Source organism: Pseudomonas sp. NFACC25 (genome assembly GCF_900100935.1).
GTDB lineage: Bacteria > Pseudomonadota > Gammaproteobacteria > Pseudomonadales > Pseudomonadaceae > Aquipseudomonas > Aquipseudomonas marginalis.
Genome location: NZ_FMUC01000003.1, coordinates 498,919 through 520,184, shown reverse-complemented (window position 1 = coordinate 520,184; position 21,266 = coordinate 498,919). Strand labels below are relative to the sequence as shown.

Genomic DNA, 21,266 nt, shown 5'->3' with positions numbered 1-21,266 from the left:
AGTTGTTCTCCTGTCAGCAGGCTGTCGGCGGGCCGCGCGACGACTTGAGCGCAGGTTCGCCAACCTGTGACCCAGTCGACACTCACAAGTGCCCGCCACCCGTCGATTGCGTGCTCACCCGGCCGCCCAAACGGAGTAGTTTTTGTCAGAGTCCTTGGGCGTGGGGCCTTGTTCCGTTAACATAGTCGGCTTTTTCACGGCGGGAGTCAGGCAGCATGGCGCAGCAGTATCAACCGGGGCAACGCTGGATTAGTGACAGCGAAGCAGAGCTGGGGTTAGGCACCGTTCTGGCACAGGACGGCCGCTTGTTGACCGTGCTCTATCCGGCCACTGGCGACACCCGCCAGTATGCGCTACGGAATGCGCCCCTCACCCGTGTGAGGTTCTCGCCGGGTGACTCCATCACCCATTTCGAAGGCTGGAAAATGACCGTGCAGGAAGTCGACGACGTCGACGGCCTGCTGGTCTACCACGGCCTCAATGGGCAGAACGAGCAGGTCACCCTGCCGGAAACCCAGCTCTCCAACTTTATCCAGTTCCGGCTGGCCAGCGACCGTCTGTTCGCCGGGCAGATCGACCCGCTGGCCTGGTTCTCGCTGCGCTATCACACCCTTGAACACACCAGCCGCCAATTGCAATCCTCGCTGTGGGGCCTGGGTGGCGTGCGTGCGCAACCTATTGCCCACCAATTGCATATCGCCCGTGAAGTCGCTGACCGTATCGCACCACGGGTCTTGCTGGCGGACGAAGTGGGCCTGGGCAAGACCATCGAAGCCGGCCTGGTGATCCATCGCCAACTGCTGTCGGGCCGCGCCAGCCGAGTCCTGATCCTGGTACCGGAAAACCTGCAGCACCAGTGGCTGGTGGAAATGCGCCGCCGCTTCAACCTGCAAGTGGCGCTGTTCGATGAAGAACGCTTTATCGAAAGCGATGCCGCCAACCCGTTCGAAGACACCCAACTGGCCCTGGTCGCGCTGGAGTGGCTGGTGGACGATGAGAAGGCCCAGGACGCAATGTTCGCCGCCGGCTGGGACCTGATGGTGGTCGACGAAGCCCACCACCTGGTCTGGCATGAAGACAAAGCCAGCCCGGAATACGCGCTGGTCGAGCAGCTTGCCGAAGTGATTCCCGGCGTGCTGCTGCTCACCGCCACTCCGGAACAGCTGGGCCAGGACAGCCACTTCGCGCGCCTGCGCCTGTTGGACCCGAACCGTTTCCACGACCTGCACGCCTTCCGTGCCGAAAGCGAGAACTATCGCCCGGTGGCCGAAGCCGTGCAGGAGCTGCTCGACAAGGGCCGCCTGTCGCCTGCCGCGCACAAGACCATCCAGGGTTTCCTCGGCAACGAAGGCGAAGCGCTGCTGACCGCCGTCAACGATGGCGACGCCGAAGCCAGTGCGCGCCTGGTGCGTGAACTGCTCGACCGCCACGGCACCGGCCGCGTGCTGTTCCGTAACACCCGTGCCGCCGTGCAGGGCTTCCCGGAGCGTAAGCTGCACGCCTACCCGCTGCCGAACCCGGACGAATACCTCGAGTTGCCCCTGGGCGAACACGCCGAGCTGTACCCGGAAGTCAGCTTCCAGTCGCAACCGGACATCGACGAAGAAAACCGCTGGTGGCGCTTCGACCCGCGCGTCGAATGGCTGATCGACCAGTTGAAAATGCTCAAGCGCACCAAGGTCCTGGTGATCTGCGCCCACGCCGAAACCGCGATGGACCTGGAAGACGCCCTGCGCGTGCGCTCCGGTATCCCGGCCACGGTATTCCACGAGGGCATGAACATCCTCGAGCGTGACCGCGCCGCCGCTTACTTCGCCGATGAGGAATTCGGCGCCCAGGTACTGATCTGCTCGGAAATCGGCAGTGAAGGCCGCAACTTCCAGTTCTCCCACCACCTGGTGCTGTTCGACCTGCCATCCCACCCCGACCTGCTGGAACAGCGGATCGGCCGTCTGGACCGGATCGGCCAGAAACATGTGATCGAACTGCACGTGCCCTACCTGGAAACCAGCCCGCAACAGCGCCTGTTCCAGTGGTACCACGAAGCCTTGAACGCGTTCCTCAACACCTGCCCGACCGGCAACGCCTTGCAGCATCAGTTCGGCCCGCGCCTGCTGCCGCTGCTGGAAAACGCCGACGACAGCGAGTGGCAAGCCCTGATCGACGAGGCCCGTGCCGAGCGCGAGCGCCTGGAGCAGGAACTGCACACCGGCCGCGACCGCCTGCTGGAGCTCAACTCCGGTGGCGCCGGTGAAGGTGATGCGCTGGTGGAGGACATCCTCGAGCAAGACGACCAGTTCGCCCTGCCGATCTACATGGAAACCCTGTTCGACGCCTTTGGCATCGACAGCGAAGACCATTCGGAAAACGCGCTGATCCTCAAGCCCAGCGAGAAGATGCTCGACGCCAGCTTCCCCCTGGGCGACGACGAAGGCGTGACCATCACCTACGACCGTAACCAGGCGCTGTCCCGTGAAGACATGCAGTTCATCACCTGGGAACACCCAATGGTGCAGGGCGGCATGGACCTGGTGCTGTCCGGCTCCATGGGCAACACCGCCGTGGCGCTGATCAAGAACAAGGCGCTCAAGCCGGGCACCGTGTTGCTGGAGCTGCTCTATGTCAGCGAAGTGGTCGCGCCCCGCGCGCTGCAACTGGGCCGTTACCTGCCTCCGGCGGCACTGCGCTGCCTGCTGGACACCAATGGCAACGACCTGTCCGGCCGCGTCTCGTTCGAAACCTTGAACGACCAGCTGGAAAGCGTGCCTCGGGCCAGCGCCAACAAGTTCGTGCAGGCCCAGCGCGATCAACTCACACCGCGGATCAATGCCGGTGAAGAGAAGATCACGCCGCGTCACGCCGAACGTGTGGCCGAAGCCAAGCGTCGCCTGGCGGCAGACACCGACGAAGAACTGGCGCGCCTGACCGCGTTGCAAGCGGTCAACCCGACCGTTCGCGACAGCGAGCTGGTCGCCCTGCGCAACCAACGTGAGCAAGGCCTGGCCATGCTCGACAAGGCGGCGCTGCGACTGGAGGCGATTCGGGTGTTGGTAGCGGGTTGATTACCGCCCTGCCCTGTTGAATAGAGGCCCGCGCACTGCGGGCCTTTTTTATTCACTTGAGAACAGTGTTGGCATTGCGGGCCTTATCGGGGCAAGCCCCCTCCCACATTGATCGGTGACCGACATGACAACGCGGTCTACTGTGGGAGGGGGCTCACCCCGATGGCGTCACCGCAGAATCAAGCCATCGCAGCCGCAGCCGGCACCTCAACCCCCTTCAACCCCTCCTTCATCCGCTTGGCATCACGCACAAAACTGCGTGACGCCTGGAACAGGAACAGCATGGTCAAGAACAACGCCACCGGAATCAGGTACATGGCGTCATGCAAGCCCACCGCCTTGTAAGCCTCGGTCATCTGTTCGGCCCCCGCCGCATACATCGCCGCATGGGCAAAGTGATCGGACAACCCGCCCACCACAATCGGCCCCATGCCTCCGCCCAGCAAGTACAAGCCGGCAAAGAACAGCGCCATCGCCGTGGCCCGCAGGCGCGGCTCGACCACGTCCTGGATCGCGGTGTACACACAGGTGTAGAAGTTATACGCAAACAACCAGCCCACACTGAACAGCACCACAAACACGCCGATCTCGATGCGCCCGGCATGCAGGGCCCAGGCGGTGGTGACGGTGGAGATGATCAGGCTGCACGCCGCAAACAGCAGTCGGCCATTGGCAACGCGTTGATGGATCTTGTCGGCAATCCAGCCCCCCAAGGTCAGGCCCACCAGGCCGGTCAACCCGACGATGACGCCGGTGGCGACCGCCGCGTCCTGCAGTGGCATGAGGAAATAGCGCTGCAGCATCGGCACCAGGAACGAGTTGCACGCATAGGTGGCGAAGTTGAAGCACAACCCGGCCAGCACCAGCCACAGGAAGGTCGGCACGGCCAGCACGCGGCGAATCGGGCGATCGACGCGCTCCTGGGAGACTTGTACGGCTTCGGCGGCGCCGCGCTTGGGTTCCTTGATATAGAACATGAACACCGCAAGGATCAGCCCCGGCACGGCGGCGATGAAGAACGGCGCGCGCCAGCTGTCGAAGGCCTTGACCATCCAGCCGATGGTGAAGAACGCCAGCAACAGGCCCAAAGGCAGGCCCAGCATGAAAATCCCCATGGCCCGGGCGCGGCGGTGCGCCGGGAACAGGTCGCCAATCAGCGAGTTGGCAGCCGGCGCATAGCTGGCTTCACCGATACCGATGCCCATGCGCACCAGCAAAAACGTCCAGAAACTGCCAACCAGGCCGTTGACCGCTGTCAGCCCGCTCCACGCGAACAGGCCCCAGCCCATCAGTTTGCTGCGCGAGCCGGTATCGGCCAGACGCCCCAGCGGCAGGCCGGCAATGGCATAAACGATGGTGAAGGCGGTGCCGATGATGCCGAGCTGGAAGTCGCTCAGGTGCCATTCCATGCGGATCGGTTCGATGATGATCGCCGGAATGGTGCGGTCGAAGAAGTTGAACAGGTTGGCGAGGAACAGCAGGAACAGAATGCGCCAGGCATTCGCCGCTTGGGTCGAGTTCTGCATGGGTCCGTCTCTTTTATTGTTATGAGAGCTGCGATGCCCGATGCATCCCGCCCGGTACCTGCAACATAGTCAGGCGAGCCGTGGTTGTCTGTAATGATTCGTAAAGCTGATAGGGCATGATTTCACCCGACAACACGGGACTTTGCCGACAAAAATATAAGTGCCTGCCCCCCTTCCCAACGGCCATGACCCGATTAGAATGGCGAGCCTTCCAGTAGTACCCCACTCTACTTTTCTTATCGATGACGCCCATGTCCGAAGCCAGTCCGTGTCTGAGTTGCGGTGCCTGCTGTTCACACTTTCGTGTGTCTTTCTTCTGGGGTGAGTGCGCCTCCTCGGGGGGTACGGTGCCTGATGACCTGGTGGTGCAGATCAACCCGACCCGCGTGGCAATGATCGGCACCGACCAGAAGCCCGCGCGCTGCTGCAGCCTTGAAGGCGAAGTCGGCAAAGGTACGAGCTGCTCGATTTATGAGCAACGCTCAAGCCCCTGCCGGGAATTCGAAGCTTCATGGAGCCAGGGCGAGCAGAATGTCGATTGCGACGCGGCCCGTGCTGCGTTCGGCCTGCCGCCGTTACAAGCCCCGTTCGAGTTGGAGTTGCCCATCAGCGCTTAGCACTAATTGCTATGCACGGCATGCCAAAATCATTCCGAGCAAAGTGCCATTATCGCTGGAAAATCCCGCGAGGCTTCTATACTCGACCTCATAGGTCATCGCCGTAGGCTGTGACGTGACGCTATGACGGGACATGCTATGGAATGGCTAGGTCTGCACTTTTTTACCGACCTCCCAGCGAACGGGCACTTATTACTCAATTGCAGTCATAACCCTTTTCTGGTGCTGCTGGCCTATCTGGTCGCCTGTGCGGCGGGGTTCGGCACCCTGGACATGGCCGAACGGGTTGGCCATGTCGAAGACCCTACCGCTCGCCGCCATTGGCGTTGGCTGGGTGCCGGTTGCCTGGCAGGGGGTATCTGGTCCACTCATTTCATCAGCATGCTGGCCTTCCAGGCCCCCATCGCGATTCACTACGACCTGCTCATGACGTTCGCCTCGCTGGTCATCGCCCTGATCGCCTCGTTGTTCGCCATGCAAACCCTCGGTCACACCAGACTGCGGTTTAACCAATACCTGCTGGCATCGCTGTGGATGGGCATCGGCATCGCCCTGATGCATTACGTCGGCATGTCGGCCATGCGTTCCCAGGCCCAGGCGTATTTCGAGTCGGGCCTGCTGCTCGCCTCGGTGGGCATCGCCATTGGCGCCAGCCTGGCCGCTCTGTTGTTGTCGAGCTACCTGCGTACCGGCGCCGGCGTCTTCCATCAACTGCTCAAATACGCCGCCAGCCTGATGTTGGGCGCAGGCATTATCAGCATGCACTTTACCGGCATGGCCGCCATGCAACTGATCGTCCCCACCGGCGCCGATCTCTCGTTACCACTGAACAATAACCCTATCCAACTGGGCCTGTCGGTCGCCGTGATCACCCTGCTGGTGATCGGCAGCAGCATCAGCGCCGCGCTGGCGGACAAGAAGCTGCAGCACAAGGAGCGCGACCTGCGTCGGGTCAACGCGCTGCTCAGCGAACTGGACCAGGCCCGCGCCTCCCTGCAACAGGTGGCGCATTACGATGCGCTGACCGGCCTCCTTAATCGGCGCGGCTTCAATCAGATTTTTGCGGAAAAAATCGCCGAAAAAACGGCTTCAAACGGCATGATGGCGGTTATTTTCCTCGATATCGATCACTTCAAACGCATCAACGACAGCCTCGGCCATGACGCTGGGGATCAATTGCTCAGCGTGCTCGCCAGCCATATCAAAGGCTCCGTGCGCAGCCATGCGGACGTGGTCGCACGGTTTGGCGGCGATGAGTTCTGCATCCTGATCAGCGTTCACCACCGCGACGAAGCGCGACACCTGGCCCAGCGCATCATGCAGAAGATGAAGGACCCGGTCGAACTCGCCGGCCGCCGTATGGTGATGACCACCAGCATCGGCATCAGCCTGTTTCCGGAGGATGGCCTGACCTGCGAAGAGCTGCTCAAAAATGCCGACCTGGCGCTGTACCAGTCCAAGGACATGGGACGCAATGGCCTGAACTTCTTCAGCTCCAACCTGAAGACCCGTGCCTTCCTCGAACTGCAATTGGAAGAAGAGCTACGCAGCGCCCTGCGCGCCCAGAACCAGTTGGTACTGTTCTACCAACCGATCTTTGACATGAAGCTGGGCAAAGTGACACGCCTGGAGGCCCTGGTGCGCTGGCAGCATCCGCAACAGGGGCTGCTGACCCCAGACCGGTTTATCGGAATTGCCGAAAGCAACGGGCTGATCGCCGAACTCGACCACTGGGTCTTGCGCCAGGCCTGTCATGACTTGAGCCTGCTCTCCGACCGAGGCTATACCGAACTGACCATGACAGTGAATTGCTCGGCCCTGAACCTGGCCCGCGATGAGCTGGCGGATGAGATCGAAGATGCGCTGCGCTTCAGCGGGATCGGCGCCAACCGCCTGGAGCTGGAAGTGACCGAAAATGCCTTGATGGGCAATATCAGCAGCACCCTGGCCCTGCTGCGGCAAATCCGCGCGCTGGGCGTGTCGCTGGCCATCGACGACTTTGGCACCGGCTACTCCTCACTCGCCTACCTCAAGCGCCTGCCGCTCAACACCCTGAAGATCGACCGCTCGTTTATCCAGGACATTCCCAAGTCGACCGCCGACATCGAGATCGTCCAGGCGATTATCGGCATGGCTCACACCCTGCACCTGCAAGTGGTGACCGAAGGCGTGGAAACCCAGGCCCAATTCGATCTGCTGCTCAACCATGGCTGTGATTTCGTCCAGGGCTACCTGTTGAGCCCGGCGGTGCCCGCCAGTGAAATAATGGGTGCAATGCAGGGCATCGACAGACGCAACCCGCTCAACTCATCCAACGTGGCGGGAACCAAGGACACGCCCCTGAAAAAAGAGCTCTCCTTGAGCCGCTCCGTACCCCACTCCATCGTCAGACCCATTCGCTGAGGTCCAATCTTTGGCATTTCGCCATCATTTACCTAAAGATCGCCGACAAACGGCCGATCCATCAGAGTCCGGCCAGGTTTTTCCTGAGCACACAGGGTCAGCCTGAGCGTTCCGGACAAGGACGCACTGTAAAGTCGCGAACTCCCATTCCGTGATGGCCATTTGATACTTTTCAGCCATCCTCCCAGGCACATGGCGCACAATGACTTCTAAAAATAACCCAGCCACCGTGGTATCCGATGTGTTGCTCCCAGCTCCTGCGGACAAGCCCTCAGGTTCAAAGTCATTGAGCACCGCCCGCCCGCTGGCCACCCAGCAATACCTGTACTTCACCGAAACCAATACCGACCGCATCCTCGATAACCTCGACGGCCTGCGCGACATGGTGTTCCCGCGCCCGCCTCACCTGGAAGGCGACAGCGAGCAGCACAGCGAGCAGGAATTCCCCTCGGTCTGCCTGATCGGCCTGGGCCGCTGCGGTTCGAACATCGCGCTGGACGTGGCGGAGCTGGTGTACAACGCGCGCAAGTTCTACCTCAACGAATTCAGCACCGAAGACAAATCCTTGGATAAGGGCTACAGCCCGGCCCAGTGGATTCGCAACAACCTGCGCCTGGGCGGCGGCAAGGCCAGCAAGCCGGTGTTCCTGGTGGAACCGCTGGTGATGCTCGGCGACCTGGACAAGGACATCGCCGGGCGTATCCGTTTCTCGCGCAAGGGCGAAAAAAGCGGCTTCCTGCGCGACTACAGCAAGATGAAAATCATGGACCTCTCCGAAGTCCATGCCGGTGGCGCCGGTAACGCGCCGATCCTCGGCCAGTACCTGGCCAAGATCATCCTGAACAAAGACACCCAGCGCTTTTCCAGCCCCGACTGGAAGATGATCCACTCGTACCTGATCGACTCCTGCGGCATCAAGGCCAACCAGTCGCGCCTGTACTTCTCGATCTTCAGCGCCGGCGGCGGTACCGGTTCGGGCATGGCCTCGGAATTCGGCCTGGCGCAGCAGCATTCGTACATGAACAAGACGTTCGACACCAAGCCCGCCGACGAGCACGACAGCAAAAGCGGCCACGCCTTCGTGTTCGAACCGATCTTCACCAGCGGTATTTGCGTGCTGCCGAACATCTCCGACCACCGCAGCGAAATGTCCGAGGCGCTGCACATCAACGCCGGACGCTTGCTGTGCAAGTACCTGTCGGAAGAATGGGACTTCTCATACAACTTCGACAATGAAGACAGCAGCGAAGCCAGCGTAAAGGGGCGTATCCGGCCGTGGAACGCGATGATGCTGATCTCCAACGACATCATGCGCTACGCCGAAGAGAGCGATGACGGCAATATCCAGAACATTGACGTCAATGCCATGGAAAAACACGCCAACCAGTACATCTCCCAGCAGATCTTCAACATCCTCACCGCCCAGGCCGTGACCACCGACTACGACCAGAACTACTTCCGTCGCGCCGGCATCGACATCGGCGAAACCATCCGCCTGGACGCCAATGACCTGTTCATGAGCCTGGCCGGGCCGGTGGCGATTGCCTACGCCGAATCCGTAGTACCGGAAACCCCGGCGCCGTCCAATGACAAGTTCAAAGTCTTCGAGAAAGAGCCCCAGCGCCTGAACATCGATGACCTGTTCTTCCGCTCCATCGACCTGCCGCATTTCAACAAGGTCACCCAGGCCATCGAAGGCATCAGCCTGTTGCCGATCGAGTCCAAGCGCTACAAGGCGTCCCTGGAGCAATACAAGAACTCCGGCTACGATGCGGCGGCGCTGCATGACCTGCACTTTTTCAAGAACTGCTCGTCGGTGGTGTCGATCGTCTCGCTGCCCAAGGACTACAAGCTGTCCTACATGGACCTGAACCGGCTCAAGACGCACCTCAACAGCCTGTTCCCCAACACCACCCTCAAGCGCTATGCCCTGGTAATCGGCGCGTCCGCCAACCTGTCGCTGACCACCCTGATCGCCAAGAGCCCGTGCCTGTCGGATGACTTCCTGACGCTGATCGTGGCCTTTATCAAGCGTTGCTTTGCACGCAACCCGTACCGCTTCGACGACACCCTGGACAACTCGATCCTGGATTTCATCATCCACGAGGACTTCGACGAAGACCGCATCGACGAGTTGCTCAACGAGTTTGAAAACCCGGCGAAGATCCTCGATACCAACTGGTACGCGATCAAGCCGATGTATGAGAAGAAGTACCGCGAGTTGATCAACGACAAAGAGAAGTTCGTGTCGATCAATGACATTCGCCTGTCACGGGATTGCGTGAAGAAGGCGATCAAGTACTTGCGCGAGATCTACCGTCACCGCATCGGCAAGACCAAGGTTATTTCGTTGAATAACCACACCGGCAAGACCGCCTAGCCCAGTATGACGGCGCCGCCTGGCGCCGTTGCAACCTCAGTGCGTCATGCGTTGGCGCAGGAACGCGATGATGGTCTTTTCGTCGGCGCGTCTTGCAGGCCGGGGCAAATGCTTCGGCCAGCCGGAATTTTTTGCGCCGAAGAACCGCTTCTGCTCCGCCTCATCCCAGCCACGAATCTCCCGCGAAGCCGATTCCCACCACCCGTGTCGGCACACGTCGTAGTACGGATGCGCAGGCGCCGAACTGCCGTAGAGCAAGTCACGACCGACCTTTTTCAGGTGCTTGCGCTGATTGCGCAGCTTCCACTTGATGCGCAGCCGCTGCCAGGGCGAGGGCACCGGCTTGACTCGCGGCACATCCCTGCATCGCGCGACCAGCTCGGGGCCGAATGCCTCACCGTGAAGGGTGAAGAAGTGCGCTTGCATGGCATGGAAGAAGCGCTTATCGGCGAAGTAGTGATGAACGAATTTATGCGCCTCGCGCACCTTTTGGTCGCGCATCGCGAAGGAAATCGCGATTTGCTCGATGGTGTGAATATCGAACGAGTTCCGCGTCCACTCGTCGATCAGGCGGATAGAGGCTTCGAGCAGCGGCGCATCGCTGGCACGCACGCCGCACAGACCACTGTTATAGAGCTTGAAGCTGTTATCCGCAGAGATGCCATGGGCCTGCAGGTGCTCGCCCAACTTGAGATAGTCAGGGCGCTTGCAGACATAGCTCCAGTCGTATTCGAAGCCGTCCATCACATACTGGCCCGGCTCTATCAGTTCGAACACACGATGGGGGGACTTGAGGAACAGCGTGTCGGTGTCAACGAAGAGGGTCTTGTCCGCCCGCATAAGCCCTTGGGCGATCGCGCAGGCCTTGCGGCGATGGGGGTAACCGTTTTCACCCTGCCATTGGGCCAGGGTCTGCTCGTCCAGGGCGATGGTTTCAACCGGCCAGCCCATGTATTCCTGAGGCCGATCGGTCATGACCCGGATGCACAGCGACTCGCCCGGTTTGAGTTGGGACAGGGCGGTGAGGATGCTGAACTTGGCTTCGCGCCGATAAACGTCCTGGCGACCGTAGATAAGGTAAAGCAGTTGGTGCGAAGGCTTCGCTAAGGGGGACAGCGCTGACGGCATGACTAGCTCCGGGTGACAAGCGGCGAACTTTACCGGAATTCGCCGTTTCCTACGCCGCGATCTGACAGGCACCACCCTTTTATTCACACTGAGAAACAATTCTCCGGCCTATTCAACGGCGAGAAAACTGTTCCCATGACGTGCGCGTCACCCAGCGCTGTGACCTTTCTTCACGGCAAGATGCCATCACGGCAACAGCGGTTACTCAGCTACACACTTTTAAAACGGAAAATAACGCACCTTTTCAGTGCAACCCTTTATCACGCCGCCCTTTCCTGGATCAGTATCCACGGCGAAACCACCACCGCCCACAAGCTCGGGTCGCGTTCAACCAGGTCCAATGCCCGCGGTGCAGACACTTCGCCAAGGCTGCCCGCGGCCAGCCAGGCAGCGACTTTGTCGCGATTGTCCTCGGCCATTCCCTCGGCGGCTTCGATCAAATCCAGGCTTGGGTCGACCCACAATAGGGCACCTTTGGCAAAGAACGGTTCAAGCTCTTTCCAGGAGATTTCGGCGGTTTCACCGAGCAGCTTGGCATAGAGGGTGCTAGGTTCTTGCGTCATGGGAGTTCACCTGAAGAAAAAATCGGCGCAATCATAACGTCACGCTTCAGGCAGAAAAACCCAGTTGCAAATGCGTTATCGATTGAAAGTGTCAGGAAAGCCAAGGAATGCGCGAGAGTCAGGCATTACCCCCGCCGCAATTCTGTCTTTTTCTTTCATTTAAGCGACACCCCCGGGGTTTGCCCCCGGCAGCCAGCTTTTCAAGCGATCAACCGGCGCTCTACACTGTACCGGTACAGTTGCCAGGGCACTGCCGGGGGGATATCCGAGATATCCGATCCGGTTCTGCAGCTCACAAGGCCGCTAGAACTATAAAAAATACAACAGTAAGAGTGGAGCACTATGAATAAGGCTACTAAGCAGATTTCCAAACTGTTTGCCGCTATGGTCCTGGCTGGGGTTGCCGGCCATTCGTTCGCAGCCGACACCATCAAGATCGGCATCGCCGGTCCAAAGACTGGTCCTGTAACGCAATACGGCGACATGCAATTCATGGGTGCCAAGCAGGCCATCGCCGACATCAACGCCAAGGGCGGCGTCGACGGCAAGATGCTCGAAGCCAAGGAATACGACGACGCCTGCGATCCTAAACAAGCCGTGGCCGTGGCCAACAAAGTGGTCAACGACGGCGTCAAGTTCGTGGTCGGTCACCTCTGCTCCAGCTCCACTCAGCCTGCGTCCGACATCTATGAAGACGAAGGCGTGATCATGATTACCCCGGCAGCCACCAGCCCGGAAATCACCGCCCGTGGCTACAAGCTGATCTTCCGCACCATCGGCCTGGACAGCGCCCAAGGCCCGGCGGCCGGCAACTACATCGCCGACCACGTGAAGCCGAAAATCGTTGCCGTCCTGCACGACAAGCAGCAATACGGTGAAGGTATCGCCACCGCCGTCAAACAGACCCTTGAGAAGAAAGGCACCAAGGTTGCCGTCTTCGAAGGCCTGAACGCCGGCGACAAAGACTTCTCCTCGATCATCCAGAAGCTCAAGCAAGCCAACGTCGATTTCGTCTACTACGGCGGCTACCACCCGGAGCTGGGCCTGATCCTGCGCCAAGCCAAGGAAAAAGGCCTGAACGCCAAGTTCATGGGCCCTGAAGGTGTCGGCAACGACTCCATCTCGCAAATCGCCCAGGGCGCTTCCGAAGGCCTGCTGGTAACCCTGCCGAAATCCTTCGATACCGACCCGGCCAACAAAGCCATCGTTGAAGAGTTCGCCAAGAACAAGCAGGACCCAACCGGTCCGTTCGTGTTCCCGGCCTACTCGGCCATTGAAGTCATCGCCGGCGGCATCAAGGCCGCCAAGAGCGAAGACACCGCAAAAGTGGCCGAAGCCATCCACGCGGGCACCTTCAAGACCCCTACCGGCGAGCTGAGCTTCGACGCCAAGGGCGACCTGAAGGACTTCAAGTTCGTGGTCTACGAATGGCACTTCGGCAAACCAAAAACCGAAGTTTCCCCTCAGTAAGCCAGGCGTTACTGGTCCAACAAGCCCACTGTGAGAGCAGTGGGCTTTGTTTTACGAGGTTTATGGGCCTGTCACCCGCGATCCGGGCGCTGGCTCACCTGAAAATCTTAAAACCGTCACCAGCGGTTCGCTGGCAAACGCTTTGTGCAAATGTGCTCACAGAACACAGCACGGGGCCGGAACATGACTCCACCAGTGAAATGCGTATCGGGTTTTTAGGAGCGCTGTAATGCCTGAGATCTATCATTTTTTCCAACAGCTGGTTAATGGGCTGACCATTGGCAGCACCTATGCCTTGATAGCCATTGGCTACACAATGGTTTACGGCATCATTGGAATGATCAACTTCGCCCATGGCGAGGTATACATGATTGGTTCCTACGTGGCCTTCATTGCCCTTGCCGGGCTGGCCATGATGGGTATCCACTCCCTGCCGCTGTTGATGACCGCCGCGTTCCTGGCGTCGATCGTCGTAACCAGTGCCTATGGCTACAGTATCGAGCGCGTTGCCTACCGTCCCTTGCGTGGCAGCAACCGTTTGATCCCGCTGATTTCCGCCATCGGCATGTCGATTTTCCTGCAGAACACCGTATTGCTGTCCCAGGACTCCAAGGATAAATCCATCCCCAACCTGATCCCGGGGAGCTTCTCCTTCGGTCCGGGCGGTGCGGAAGAAGTGTTGATTTCCTACATGCAGATCCTGGTCTTCGTCGTCACCCTGGTGGCCATGCTGGGCCTGACCCTGTTCATCTCCCGCTCCCGTCTGGGGCGCGCCTGCCGGGCCTGCGCCGAAGACATCAAGATGGCCAACCTGTTGGGCATCAATACCAACAACATCATCGCCCTGACCTTCGTGATCGGTGCCGCACTGGCAGCCGTCGCGGCCGTACTGCTGAGCATGCAGTACGGCGTGATCAACCCCAACGCCGGGTTCCTGGTAGGCCTCAAGGCCTTTACCGCAGCGGTATTGGGCGGCATCGGCAGTATTCCGGGCGCGATGCTCGGCGGCCTGGTGCTGGGGGTGGCCGAGGCGTTTGGTGCCGATATTTTCGGCGACCAATACAAGGACGTCGTCGCGTTCGGCCTGTTGGTCCTGGTGCTGTTGTTCCGTCCGACCGGCATCCTGGGCCGTCCGGAGGTTGAGAAAGTATGAGCAGATATCTTAAATCGGCGTTTTTCAGCGCCTTGCTGGTGTGGGCGGTGGCCTTCCCGGTACTCGGTCTCAAGCTGAGCATTGTCGGCATCAACCTGGAAGTGCATGGTACCGGCCCCGTGACGCTGACCATCATCGCCCTGTGTTCGGTGCTGATGTTCCTGCGCGTGCTGTTCACCCAGCAGGTCGGCGCACTGTTCAAGCGCAACCGTGGCCCGCTGGTCTCGCCCAAGGTCAGCCAATTCCTGACCCTGCCACGCACCCAGCGCTACATCATCATCGGCCTGATCGTGGCCGCGTTGATCTGGCCGTTCTTCGGCTCGCGCGGTGCGGTCGACATTGCCACCCTGATCCTGATCTACGTGTTGCTGGGCCTGGGCCTGAACATCGTAGTGGGCCTGGCCGGCCTGCTCGACCTGGGTTATGTGGGCTTCTACGCCGTGGGTGCCTACACCTACGCGCTGCTGTCGCACTACCTGGGCTGGAGCTTCTGGATCTGCCTGCCGCTGGCCGGCATGGCGGCGGCCACGTTCGGCTTCCTGCTGGGCTTCCCGGTATTGCGCCTGCGTGGTGACTACCTGGCCATCGTGACCCTGGGCTTCGGGGAAATCATCCGTCTGTTCCTGCGTAACCTGACCGACATCACCGGTGGCCCCAACGGCATCAGCAGCATCCCCAAGCCGACGTTCTTCGGGCTGTCGTTCGACCGCACCGCTGCCGAAGGCATGCAGACGTTCCACGAGTACTTCGGGATCGATTACAACCCGGTGAGCAAAGTGGTGTTCCTGTACCTGGTGGCGCTGTTGCTGGCGCTGGCGGCACTGTTCGTGATCAACCGCTTGCTGCGCATGCCGATCGGCCGTGCCTGGGAAGCGTTGCGCGAAGATGAAATCGCCTGCCGTGCCCTGGGCCTGAACCCGACCATCATCAAGCTCTCTGCCTTCACCCTGGGTGCCGCGTTCGCCGGTTTTGCCGGCAGCTTCTTCGCCGCTCGCCAAGGCCTGGTGACCCCGGAGTCGTTCACCTTCATCGAGTCGGCGATCATCCTCGCCATCGTGGTGTTGGGTGGCATGGGCTCGCAGCTGGGCGTGATCCTGGCGGCGATCGTGATGATCCTGCTGCCGGAAATGATGCGTGAGTTCAGCGAATACCGCATGTTGATGTTCGGCGCCATGATGGTGCTGATGATGATCTGGCGACCTCAAGGCCTGCTGCCCATGCAACGTCCACACATGGAGCTGCGCAAATGAGCCGCGAGATCCTGAAAGTCGAAAACTTGAGCATGCGCTTCGGTGGCTTGCTGGCGGTCAACGGCGTCGCCCTGACCGTGAAAGAGAAACAGGTGGTTGCGCTGATCGGCCCCAACGGCGCCGGCAAGACCACGGTGTTCAACTGCCTCACCGGTTTCTACAAGCCGAGTGGCGGCAGCATCCTGCTGGACGGCCAGCCGATCCAGGGCCTGGCCGGCCACGAGATTGCCCGCAAGGGCGTGGTGCGCACCTTCCAGAACGTACGGCTGTTCAAGGACATGACGGCGGTCGAGAACCTGCTGATCGCCCAGCACCGTCACCTGAACACCAACTTCTTTGCGGGCCTGTTCAAGACCCCGGCGTTCCGCAAGAGCGAGCGCGAGGCCATGGAATACGCTGCGTACTGGCTGGACAAGGTCAACCTCACCGAGTTCGCCAACCGCCCCGCCGGCACCCTGGCCTATGGTCAGCAACGTCGCCTGGAAATCGCTCGCTGCATGATGACCCGTCCGCGGATCCTGATGCTCGACGAACCGGCCGCCGGCCTGAACCCCAAGGAAACCGAAGACCTCAAGGCGCTGATCGGCGTGTTGCGTGAGGAAAACAACGCCACGGTGCTGTTGATCGAACACGACATGAAACTGGTCATGAGCATTTCCGACCATATCGTAGTGATCAACCAGGGCACGCCGCTGGCGGACGGGACGCCGGAGCAGATCCGCGACAATCCTGAAGTGATCAAAGCCTATCTGGGGGAAGCGTAAAATGCTGCAATTCGAAAACGTTTCCACTTTCTACGGCAAGATCCAGGCCCTGCACAGCGTCAACGTCGAAGTGCGCCAGGGTGAGATCGTCACGCTGATCGGTGCCAACGGCGCTGGCAAGTCGACCTTGCTGATGACCTTGTGCGGCTCGCCGCAGGCCCACAGCGGCAGCATCCGCTACATGGGTGAAGAGCTGGTGGGCCAGCAGTCGTCGCACATCATGCGCAAGAGCATTGCCGTGGTGCCGGAAGGCCGGCGGGTGTTCTCGCGCCTGACCGTGGAAGAAAACCTGGCCATGGGCGGGTTCTTCACCGACAAGGGCGACTACCAGGAGCAGATGGACAAGGTGCTGCACCTGTTCCCTCGCCTCAAGGAGCGCTTCAGCCAGCGCGGCGGCACCATGTCCGGCGGCGAGCAGCAAATGCTCGCCATCGGCCGGGCGCTGATGAGCAAGCCCAAGCTGTTGCTGTTGGACGAACCCTCCCTGGGCCTGGCACCGATCATCATCCAGCAGATCTTCGACATCATCGAACAACTGCGCAAGGACGGTGTAACGGTGTTCCTGGTGGAGCAGAACGCCAACCAGGCGCTGAAAATCGCTGACCGCGCCTACGTGCTGGAAAACGGCCGGGTGGTGATGCAGGGCACGGGCGAGCAGCTGCTGACCGATCCGAAGGTGCGTGAGGCGTACCTGGGCGGCTAAGAGACGGTGGCTGGATAAGCCGGGTCTCATGTGGGAGGGAGCCAAGCTCCCTCCCACATTTTTTTGCATTGTTTGAAATTATTTCGTCTGGCCTTGTAACGAACATCCCCCTCCCGCCTCTAGTGGTGCAAGCAGGCATTCAAGCCCGCTCCTCAACCTACTGCTGGAGATCCACCATGACCACCAAACTGTCCGCCGCTAGCCTCGTCCTCGCCCTGAGTTCGGCCTTGAGCCTATCCGCCCTGACCACCAGCGCCCACGCTGCCGACGACATGCAGAAGTGCTTCGGCGTCGCTGAAGCCGGCAAGAACGATTGCGCCGCCGGTGCCGGCACGTCCTGCGCCGGCACCTCGAAGACCAAGGATCAGGCCAACGCCTGGAAACTGGTCCCGGCCGGCACCTGCACCCAAACCCCAAGCTCCACCTCGCCGACCGGCTTCGGCCAGGAAGCCGCCTTCACCGCCAAGTCCTGACCCCTGCCTGGCCTGAGTACGGATGATGACGCTTTCACTCCTGCCCACAGTCTCACCTATTCAGATGCCCGGGCTCCCCTATCGGACCGGGCTGGGGCTGAAGCACGAGCACTTCAAGGAAGTGCTCGATACTTCGCCCGACATCGGTTTTTTTGAAGTGCACGCCGAAAACTACATGGTGGCCGGCGGCCCGTTTCATCACTACCTGGGGTTGATTCGCGAACGCTACCCCCTGTCGTTGCACGGCGTGGGCCTGTCCATCGGTGGCGAAGGCCCGCTCAACCGTGAGCACCTGGGGCGCTTGGCCGCATTGATCGAACGCTACCAACCCCACTCATTTTCCGAACACCTGGCGTGGTCCAGCCACGGCCCGGTGTTTCTCAACGACCTGCTGCCCCTGGCTTATGACGCCACCACCTTGAGTCGAGTTTGCGAGCACGTCGACCAGGTACAGTGCACCCTCAAGCGGCCGATGCTGCTGGAGAATCCATCGACCTACCTGCAGTTCCAGCGCTCGACCCTGGACGAGACCGATTTCATCAGCGAGATCATCCGCCGCACCGGCTGCGGCCTGCTGCTGGACGTGAACAACGTCTACGTGTCGTGCATCAACCACCAGCGCGACCCACTGGCCTACATCCACGCCCTACCATTGCACGCTGTGGGTGAGATTCATCTGGCCGGCTTCGCCGAAGACACCGACAGCCTGGGCGATCGCCTGCTGATCGATGACCACGGCGCGCCCATCGATAACGCGGTGTGGCTGCTGTACGAACACGTACTCGCGCTGACGGGCCCGGTCGCAACCCTGATCGAGCGCGACAACCAAGTACCGGCCTTCAGCGTGCTATGGGCAGAAGCCCAGCACGCTGAACGGTACTTATCGCAGGTCCACCCATGAGCCTTCACGACGCCTTTTCCAGCGCCTTGCTGGCGCCCGGCCAACCTTGCCCCGACGGCCTGTTCAGCAACAACGGGGCCGACCCGGCCAGTCGTTTTGCGGTGTATCGCAACAATGTTCACAACTCGTTGATCAATGCGCTGGCAACCGCATACCCCGTAACCGCGCAATTGGTCGGCGATGAATTTTTCCGCGCCATGGCCGGCATTTTCGTCCAGGCCTACCCGCCCGCCAGCCCGCTGATCAGCAAGTACGGCGGCACATTCGCCGACTTTATCCAAGGTTTTGAACCGGCCGCCAGCGTGCCCTACCTGGCCGATGTCGCCCGGTTGGAACGCTTGCGGGTTCGCGCTTATCACGCAGCGGATACAGCGGTGGTGGATCCGCAAGCCGTTCTGCAGCAACTGCAAGCCCACACGAAGCCGGGGGCGCTGCATCTGCAACTGCACCCGTCCGTTGGCACATTGAATTCCGCCTACGCAGTGGTTGCAGTATGGGCGGCACACCAGACCGAGGGCGCCCTGGCCACCCTGGATCCCTGGCATGCCCAGAGCGCGCTGGTGTTGCGCCAAGGGTTGAGCGTCAAGGTCTTCGCCATCGACGGCGGCTCGGTCGCCTTTATCAATAGCCTGAAACGCGGCTCGGCGCTGGAAATGGCCGTCGCCAATGCCCTCGAGGCCAGCGCCGAGTTCGACCTGCACCAATGCCTCACGCTGCTGATCAACCACGACGCCCTCAGTCATCTGCTCCCAGAACAACAGGTATCGCCATGAACACTTCCGATTCGTGCCTGATCAAACAGGCCATCGCGCTTTTCGAGAAAATTCCCTACAGCCTGCTGGCGTTTATTGCGCGCTTCTCCATAGCGGCGGTGTTCTGGAAGTCCGGGCAAACCAAGGTCGAAGGCCTTGCCATTGACCTGATCAACGGCACGTTCGAACTTGGTGCCCCCAGACTCGCCGCCTCGACATTGCCGCTGTTTCGCAGTGAATACCACGTGCCATTGCTGTCGCCGGAAGTGGCCGCGCACATGGCGGCGTTTGCCGAGCACTTTTTCCCGGTGCTGATCCTGGCGGGCCTGGCCACGCGCTTCTCAGCCCTGGCCTTGATCGGCATGACCCTGGTCATTCAGTTGTTCGTCTACCCGGACGCCTACCCCACCCACGGCACCTGGATGGCGCTGCTGTTGCTTTTAGTCGCCAAAGGCCCGGGCAGCCTGTCCATCGATCACCTGATTGCGCGCCGCTACCGTTAAAGCCGATCCAGCGCCTCGCCGCTGCGCTTGAACCAGTCCACCAGGTAGTCGGCCAATACTTGGGTACGTCTCGGCAGGCCGCCTTGATAAGGATGGACCAGGTACATCGGCAGACTCCGCGTCTGGTAATCACGCAGGAGCCAACGCAATCGGCCGTCAGCCAATTCCGTGGGCAGCACGTAGGACGGCAAGCGGGCGATTCCGGCCCCTACCAGGGCGGCCTTCTTCAGCAAGTTGTAATGGTTGGAGGCAAAGGTGCCGCTCACCCTCACCCGCAACAACTCGTGCTGCTGGTGATACAGCCATTCCTCGCGACCGCTGTAGTGGCTGTTGAGTAAACAGGTGTGCGCCGCAAGATCCCCAGGGGTCAGGGGTTCGCCATGTTGCTCCAGGTAAGCGGGACTGGCGCAGGTCATCTCGTGCCAGGCCAGCAGCGGCCTGGCCACCAGACGCTCGTTTTCAATCGCCCCCGAACGCACCCCCAGGTCAAAGCCGTCTCGCGCCAGGTCTCGGTAGCTGTTGTTGAGCTCCAGCTCGATCTGCACCTGGGGATACTGCTTGGAAAACTCCAGCAACAAACCATCGAAGAAGGTTTCCCCTAATGAAACCGGAACCGTCATACGCACAGGCCCGGCCAAATCGTCCTTGAGACGCGCCAATGCCTGTCGGGCGCGATCCACCTGCACCACCAGCGCTTGCGCCTGGGGCAACAGCGCCGCACCGGCGGCGGTCAGGCTGAGCCTGCGTGTGGTGCGGTGCAGCAAGACCACGCTGAACTGCGCTTCCAAATGGCTGATGCGCTTGGACAACTGGCCCTTGCTGCAGCCCAGTTGCTCGGCCGCCACGGTAAAACTGCCGGCTTCGATCAGTACGGCAAAGGCCGCCAGGTCATCCATCTCGCTCATGGACTGTTTCCATTTGAAAACCAAAGGTTGCCTATTAGCACGTTTATCCGCTTAAAAAGCCACTCTAGACTGAACCTTCACTTACTCCTGGAGGGACAGCCCCATGAAAATCCTATTGATTGGCGCCAGTGGCACCGTCGGCTCGGCAGTCAAGGCCGAACTGGCCCAGCGTCACGAGGTGACCAGCATTGGCCGCAGCAGCGGCGACTTCCAGGTGGATATCAGCGACAGCACCTCGATCCGCAACCTGTTCGAGCAGACCGGCAAATTCGATGCACTTGTCTGCACTGCAGGCAACGTGAATTTCGTGGCGCTGGGGGATATGGGCGAAAGCGACTTTGAACTGGGCCTGCGTGACAAGCTGATGGGCCAGGTCAACCTGCTGTTGATCGGCCGCGAGTATGCCAACGACGGCGCGTCGTTCACCTTCACCAGTGGCATTCTCAACCGTGACCCGATCCGTACTGGCGCTTCGGCTGCGCTGGTCAATGGCGCACTCGACGCGTTTATCAAAGCCGCGGCAATCGAATTGCCACGGGGGCTGCGCATCAACTCCGTGAGCCCGACCGTGCTGGTGGAGGCCATGGGCAGCTACGCACCGTACTTCCGTGGCTATAAACCGGTTCCGGGGGCCGATGTGGCATTGGCCTATGCAAAAAGCGTGGAGGGCTTACAGACCGGCCAGACATTTATTGTTGGCTGAATGTAACCAT

The 21,266-nt window shown here is 60.5% G+C and carries 18 protein-coding genes; 14 read left to right on the top strand and 4 right to left on the bottom strand.

Features of this window, described 5'->3' with window-relative positions; translation table 11 throughout:
- Positions 1-215 precede the first annotated feature (215 nt).
- Complete coding sequence (rapA, locus tag BLQ09_RS10085) at positions 216-3,062, top strand: RNA polymerase-associated protein RapA (protein ID WP_092356491.1); 2,847 nt, start codon at positions 216-218, stop codon at positions 3,060-3,062.
- A gap of 179 nt (positions 3,063-3,241) precedes the next feature.
- On the opposite strand, the gene BLQ09_RS10080 is transcribed toward rapA, so the two are convergent.
- Positions 3,242-4,588, bottom strand: a complete 1,347-nt coding sequence (locus BLQ09_RS10080; RefSeq protein ID WP_027604416.1) for a spinster family MFS transporter — start codon at positions 4,586-4,588, stop codon at positions 3,242-3,244.
- Positions 4,589-4,839: 251 nt separating this feature from the next.
- Between BLQ09_RS10080 and BLQ09_RS10070 the strand changes: the two genes are divergently transcribed.
- From BLQ09_RS10070 to BLQ09_RS10060, 3 genes are all read left to right on the top strand, one after another.
- On the top strand, positions 4,840-5,205 hold the full coding sequence (locus tag BLQ09_RS10070; protein WP_027604417.1) for a YkgJ family cysteine cluster protein: 366 nt from the start codon (positions 4,840-4,842) through the stop codon (positions 5,203-5,205).
- A gap of 138 nt (positions 5,206-5,343) precedes the next feature.
- Positions 5,344-7,608, top strand: a complete 2,265-nt coding sequence (locus tag BLQ09_RS10065; RefSeq protein WP_092356488.1) for a putative bifunctional diguanylate cyclase/phosphodiesterase — start codon at positions 5,344-5,346, stop codon at positions 7,606-7,608.
- A gap of 202 nt (positions 7,609-7,810) precedes the next feature.
- Positions 7,811-9,988, top strand: coding sequence for a hypothetical protein (locus BLQ09_RS10060; RefSeq protein ID WP_027604419.1), 2,178 nt, complete (start codon positions 7,811-7,813; stop codon positions 9,986-9,988).
- Between the two features lie 36 nt (positions 9,989-10,024).
- Here BLQ09_RS10060 and BLQ09_RS10055 read toward each other — a convergent pair whose 3' ends face one another.
- On the bottom strand, positions 10,025-11,116 hold the full coding sequence (locus BLQ09_RS10055; RefSeq protein WP_027604420.1) for a hypothetical protein: 1,092 nt from the start codon (positions 11,114-11,116) through the stop codon (positions 10,025-10,027).
- Between the two features lie 260 nt (positions 11,117-11,376).
- Positions 11,377-11,679 carry a DUF2288 domain-containing protein gene (locus tag BLQ09_RS10050; protein WP_027604421.1) on the bottom strand — a complete coding sequence of 101 codons (303 nt, stop codon included), beginning with the start codon at positions 11,677-11,679 and terminating at the stop codon, positions 11,377-11,379.
- A 342-nt stretch (positions 11,680-12,021) separates the two neighbouring features.
- On the opposite strand from BLQ09_RS10050, the gene BLQ09_RS10045 reads away from it, so the two are divergent.
- The 9 genes from BLQ09_RS10045 to BLQ09_RS10005 all read left to right on the top strand — a co-directional run bounded on the left by BLQ09_RS10045 (position 12,022) and on the right by BLQ09_RS10005 (position 19,648).
- The gene (locus tag BLQ09_RS10045) at positions 12,022-13,149 is read left to right on the top strand and encodes a branched-chain amino acid ABC transporter substrate-binding protein (RefSeq protein WP_027604422.1); all 1,128 of its coding nucleotides are present in this window, start codon (positions 12,022-12,024) and stop codon (positions 13,147-13,149) included.
- Between the two features lie 229 nt (positions 13,150-13,378).
- Positions 13,379-14,302, top strand: a complete 924-nt coding sequence (livH, locus tag BLQ09_RS10040) for a high-affinity branched-chain amino acid ABC transporter permease LivH (RefSeq protein ID WP_003172375.1) — start codon at positions 13,379-13,381, stop codon at positions 14,300-14,302.
- Positions 14,299-15,552 carry a high-affinity branched-chain amino acid ABC transporter permease LivM gene (locus BLQ09_RS10035; RefSeq protein ID WP_027604423.1) on the top strand — a complete coding sequence of 418 codons (1,254 nt, stop codon included), beginning with the start codon at positions 14,299-14,301 and terminating at the stop codon, positions 15,550-15,552. Before livH ends, BLQ09_RS10035 begins: the two co-directional genes overlap by 4 nt.
- The gene (gene livG / locus BLQ09_RS10030; protein ID WP_027604424.1) at positions 15,549-16,316 is read left to right on the top strand and encodes a high-affinity branched-chain amino acid ABC transporter ATP-binding protein LivG; all 768 of its coding nucleotides are present in this window, start codon (positions 15,549-15,551) and stop codon (positions 16,314-16,316) included. The genes BLQ09_RS10035 and livG overlap by 4 nt, the downstream gene beginning before the upstream one ends.
- Before the next feature lies 1 nt (position 16,317).
- Positions 16,318-17,019: an ABC transporter ATP-binding protein gene (locus BLQ09_RS31815; protein ID WP_017844798.1), complete on the top strand. Its 702-nt coding sequence runs from the start codon at positions 16,318-16,320 to the stop codon at positions 17,017-17,019.
- Positions 17,020-17,195: 176 nt separating this feature from the next.
- Positions 17,196-17,492 (top strand): BufA1 family periplasmic bufferin-type metallophore, encoded by a 297-nt coding sequence (locus BLQ09_RS10020; protein WP_092356485.1) that lies wholly within the window; start codon positions 17,196-17,198, stop codon positions 17,490-17,492.
- A 22-nt stretch (positions 17,493-17,514) separates the two neighbouring features.
- Positions 17,515-18,393, top strand: coding sequence for an MNIO family bufferin maturase (locus tag BLQ09_RS10015; RefSeq protein WP_092356482.1), 879 nt, complete (start codon positions 17,515-17,517; stop codon positions 18,391-18,393).
- The gene (locus BLQ09_RS10010) at positions 18,390-19,166 is read left to right on the top strand and encodes an HvfC/BufC N-terminal domain-containing protein (RefSeq protein ID WP_092356479.1); all 777 of its coding nucleotides are present in this window, start codon (positions 18,390-18,392) and stop codon (positions 19,164-19,166) included. The genes BLQ09_RS10015 and BLQ09_RS10010 overlap by 4 nt, the downstream gene beginning before the upstream one ends.
- The gene (locus BLQ09_RS10005) at positions 19,163-19,648 is read left to right on the top strand and encodes a DoxX family protein (RefSeq protein WP_027604428.1); all 486 of its coding nucleotides are present in this window, start codon (positions 19,163-19,165) and stop codon (positions 19,646-19,648) included. The genes BLQ09_RS10010 and BLQ09_RS10005 overlap by 4 nt, the downstream gene beginning before the upstream one ends.
- Here BLQ09_RS10005 and BLQ09_RS10000 read toward each other — a convergent pair.
- Positions 19,645-20,553, bottom strand: coding sequence for a LysR family transcriptional regulator (locus BLQ09_RS10000; RefSeq protein ID WP_065938809.1), 909 nt, complete (start codon positions 20,551-20,553; stop codon positions 19,645-19,647). The two genes, BLQ09_RS10005 and BLQ09_RS10000, sit on opposite strands and share 4 nt — an antisense overlap.
- A 103-nt stretch (positions 20,554-20,656) precedes the next feature.
- Here BLQ09_RS10000 and BLQ09_RS09995 point away from each other — a divergent pair, with 103 nt between their 5' ends.
- Complete coding sequence (locus tag BLQ09_RS09995) at positions 20,657-21,256, top strand: short chain dehydrogenase (RefSeq protein WP_027604430.1); 600 nt, start codon at positions 20,657-20,659, stop codon at positions 21,254-21,256.
- The last annotated feature ends 10 nt before the right edge of the window (positions 21,257-21,266 follow it).

Bases quoted from the DNA above. Each gene is read 5' to 3' on its own strand.
- BLQ09_RS10080 (WP_027604416.1), bottom strand. From the start codon at position 4,588: ATGCAGAACTCGACCCAAGCGGCGAATGCCTGGCGCATTCTGTTCCTG.
- BLQ09_RS10000 (WP_065938809.1), bottom strand. From the start codon at position 20,553: ATGAGCGAGATGGATGACCTGGCGGCCTTTGCCGTACTGATCGAAGCC.
- BLQ09_RS09995 (WP_027604430.1), top strand. From the start codon at position 20,657: ATGAAAATCCTATTGATTGGCGCCAGTGGCACCGTCGGCTCGGCAGTC.
- BLQ09_RS10070 (WP_027604417.1), top strand. From the start codon at position 4,840: ATGTCCGAAGCCAGTCCGTGTCTGAGTTGCGGTGCCTGCTGTTCACAC.
- livH (WP_003172375.1), top strand. From the start codon at position 13,379: ATGCCTGAGATCTATCATTTTTTCCAACAGCTGGTTAATGGGCTGACC.
- BLQ09_RS10060 (WP_027604419.1), top strand. From the start codon at position 7,811: ATGACTTCTAAAAATAACCCAGCCACCGTGGTATCCGATGTGTTGCTC.
- BLQ09_RS10065 (WP_092356488.1), top strand. From the start codon at position 5,344: ATGGAATGGCTAGGTCTGCACTTTTTTACCGACCTCCCAGCGAACGGG.
- BLQ09_RS10055 (WP_027604420.1), bottom strand. From the start codon at position 11,116: ATGCCGTCAGCGCTGTCCCCCTTAGCGAAGCCTTCGCACCAACTGCTT.
- livG (WP_027604424.1), top strand. From the start codon at position 15,549: ATGAGCCGCGAGATCCTGAAAGTCGAAAACTTGAGCATGCGCTTCGGT.
- BLQ09_RS10045 (WP_027604422.1), top strand. From the start codon at position 12,022: ATGAATAAGGCTACTAAGCAGATTTCCAAACTGTTTGCCGCTATGGTC.
- BLQ09_RS10010 (WP_092356479.1), top strand. From the start codon at position 18,390: ATGAGCCTTCACGACGCCTTTTCCAGCGCCTTGCTGGCGCCCGGCCAA.
- rapA (WP_092356491.1), top strand. From the start codon at position 216: ATGGCGCAGCAGTATCAACCGGGGCAACGCTGGATTAGTGACAGCGAA.
- BLQ09_RS10020 (WP_092356485.1), top strand. From the start codon at position 17,196: ATGACCACCAAACTGTCCGCCGCTAGCCTCGTCCTCGCCCTGAGTTCG.
- BLQ09_RS10035 (WP_027604423.1), top strand. From the start codon at position 14,299: ATGAGCAGATATCTTAAATCGGCGTTTTTCAGCGCCTTGCTGGTGTGG.
- BLQ09_RS10005 (WP_027604428.1), top strand. From the start codon at position 19,163: ATGAACACTTCCGATTCGTGCCTGATCAAACAGGCCATCGCGCTTTTC.
- BLQ09_RS31815 (WP_017844798.1), top strand. From the start codon at position 16,318: ATGCTGCAATTCGAAAACGTTTCCACTTTCTACGGCAAGATCCAGGCC.
- BLQ09_RS10050 (WP_027604421.1), bottom strand. From the start codon at position 11,679: ATGACGCAAGAACCTAGCACCCTCTATGCCAAGCTGCTCGGTGAAACC.
- BLQ09_RS10015 (WP_092356482.1), top strand. From the start codon at position 17,515: ATGATGACGCTTTCACTCCTGCCCACAGTCTCACCTATTCAGATGCCC.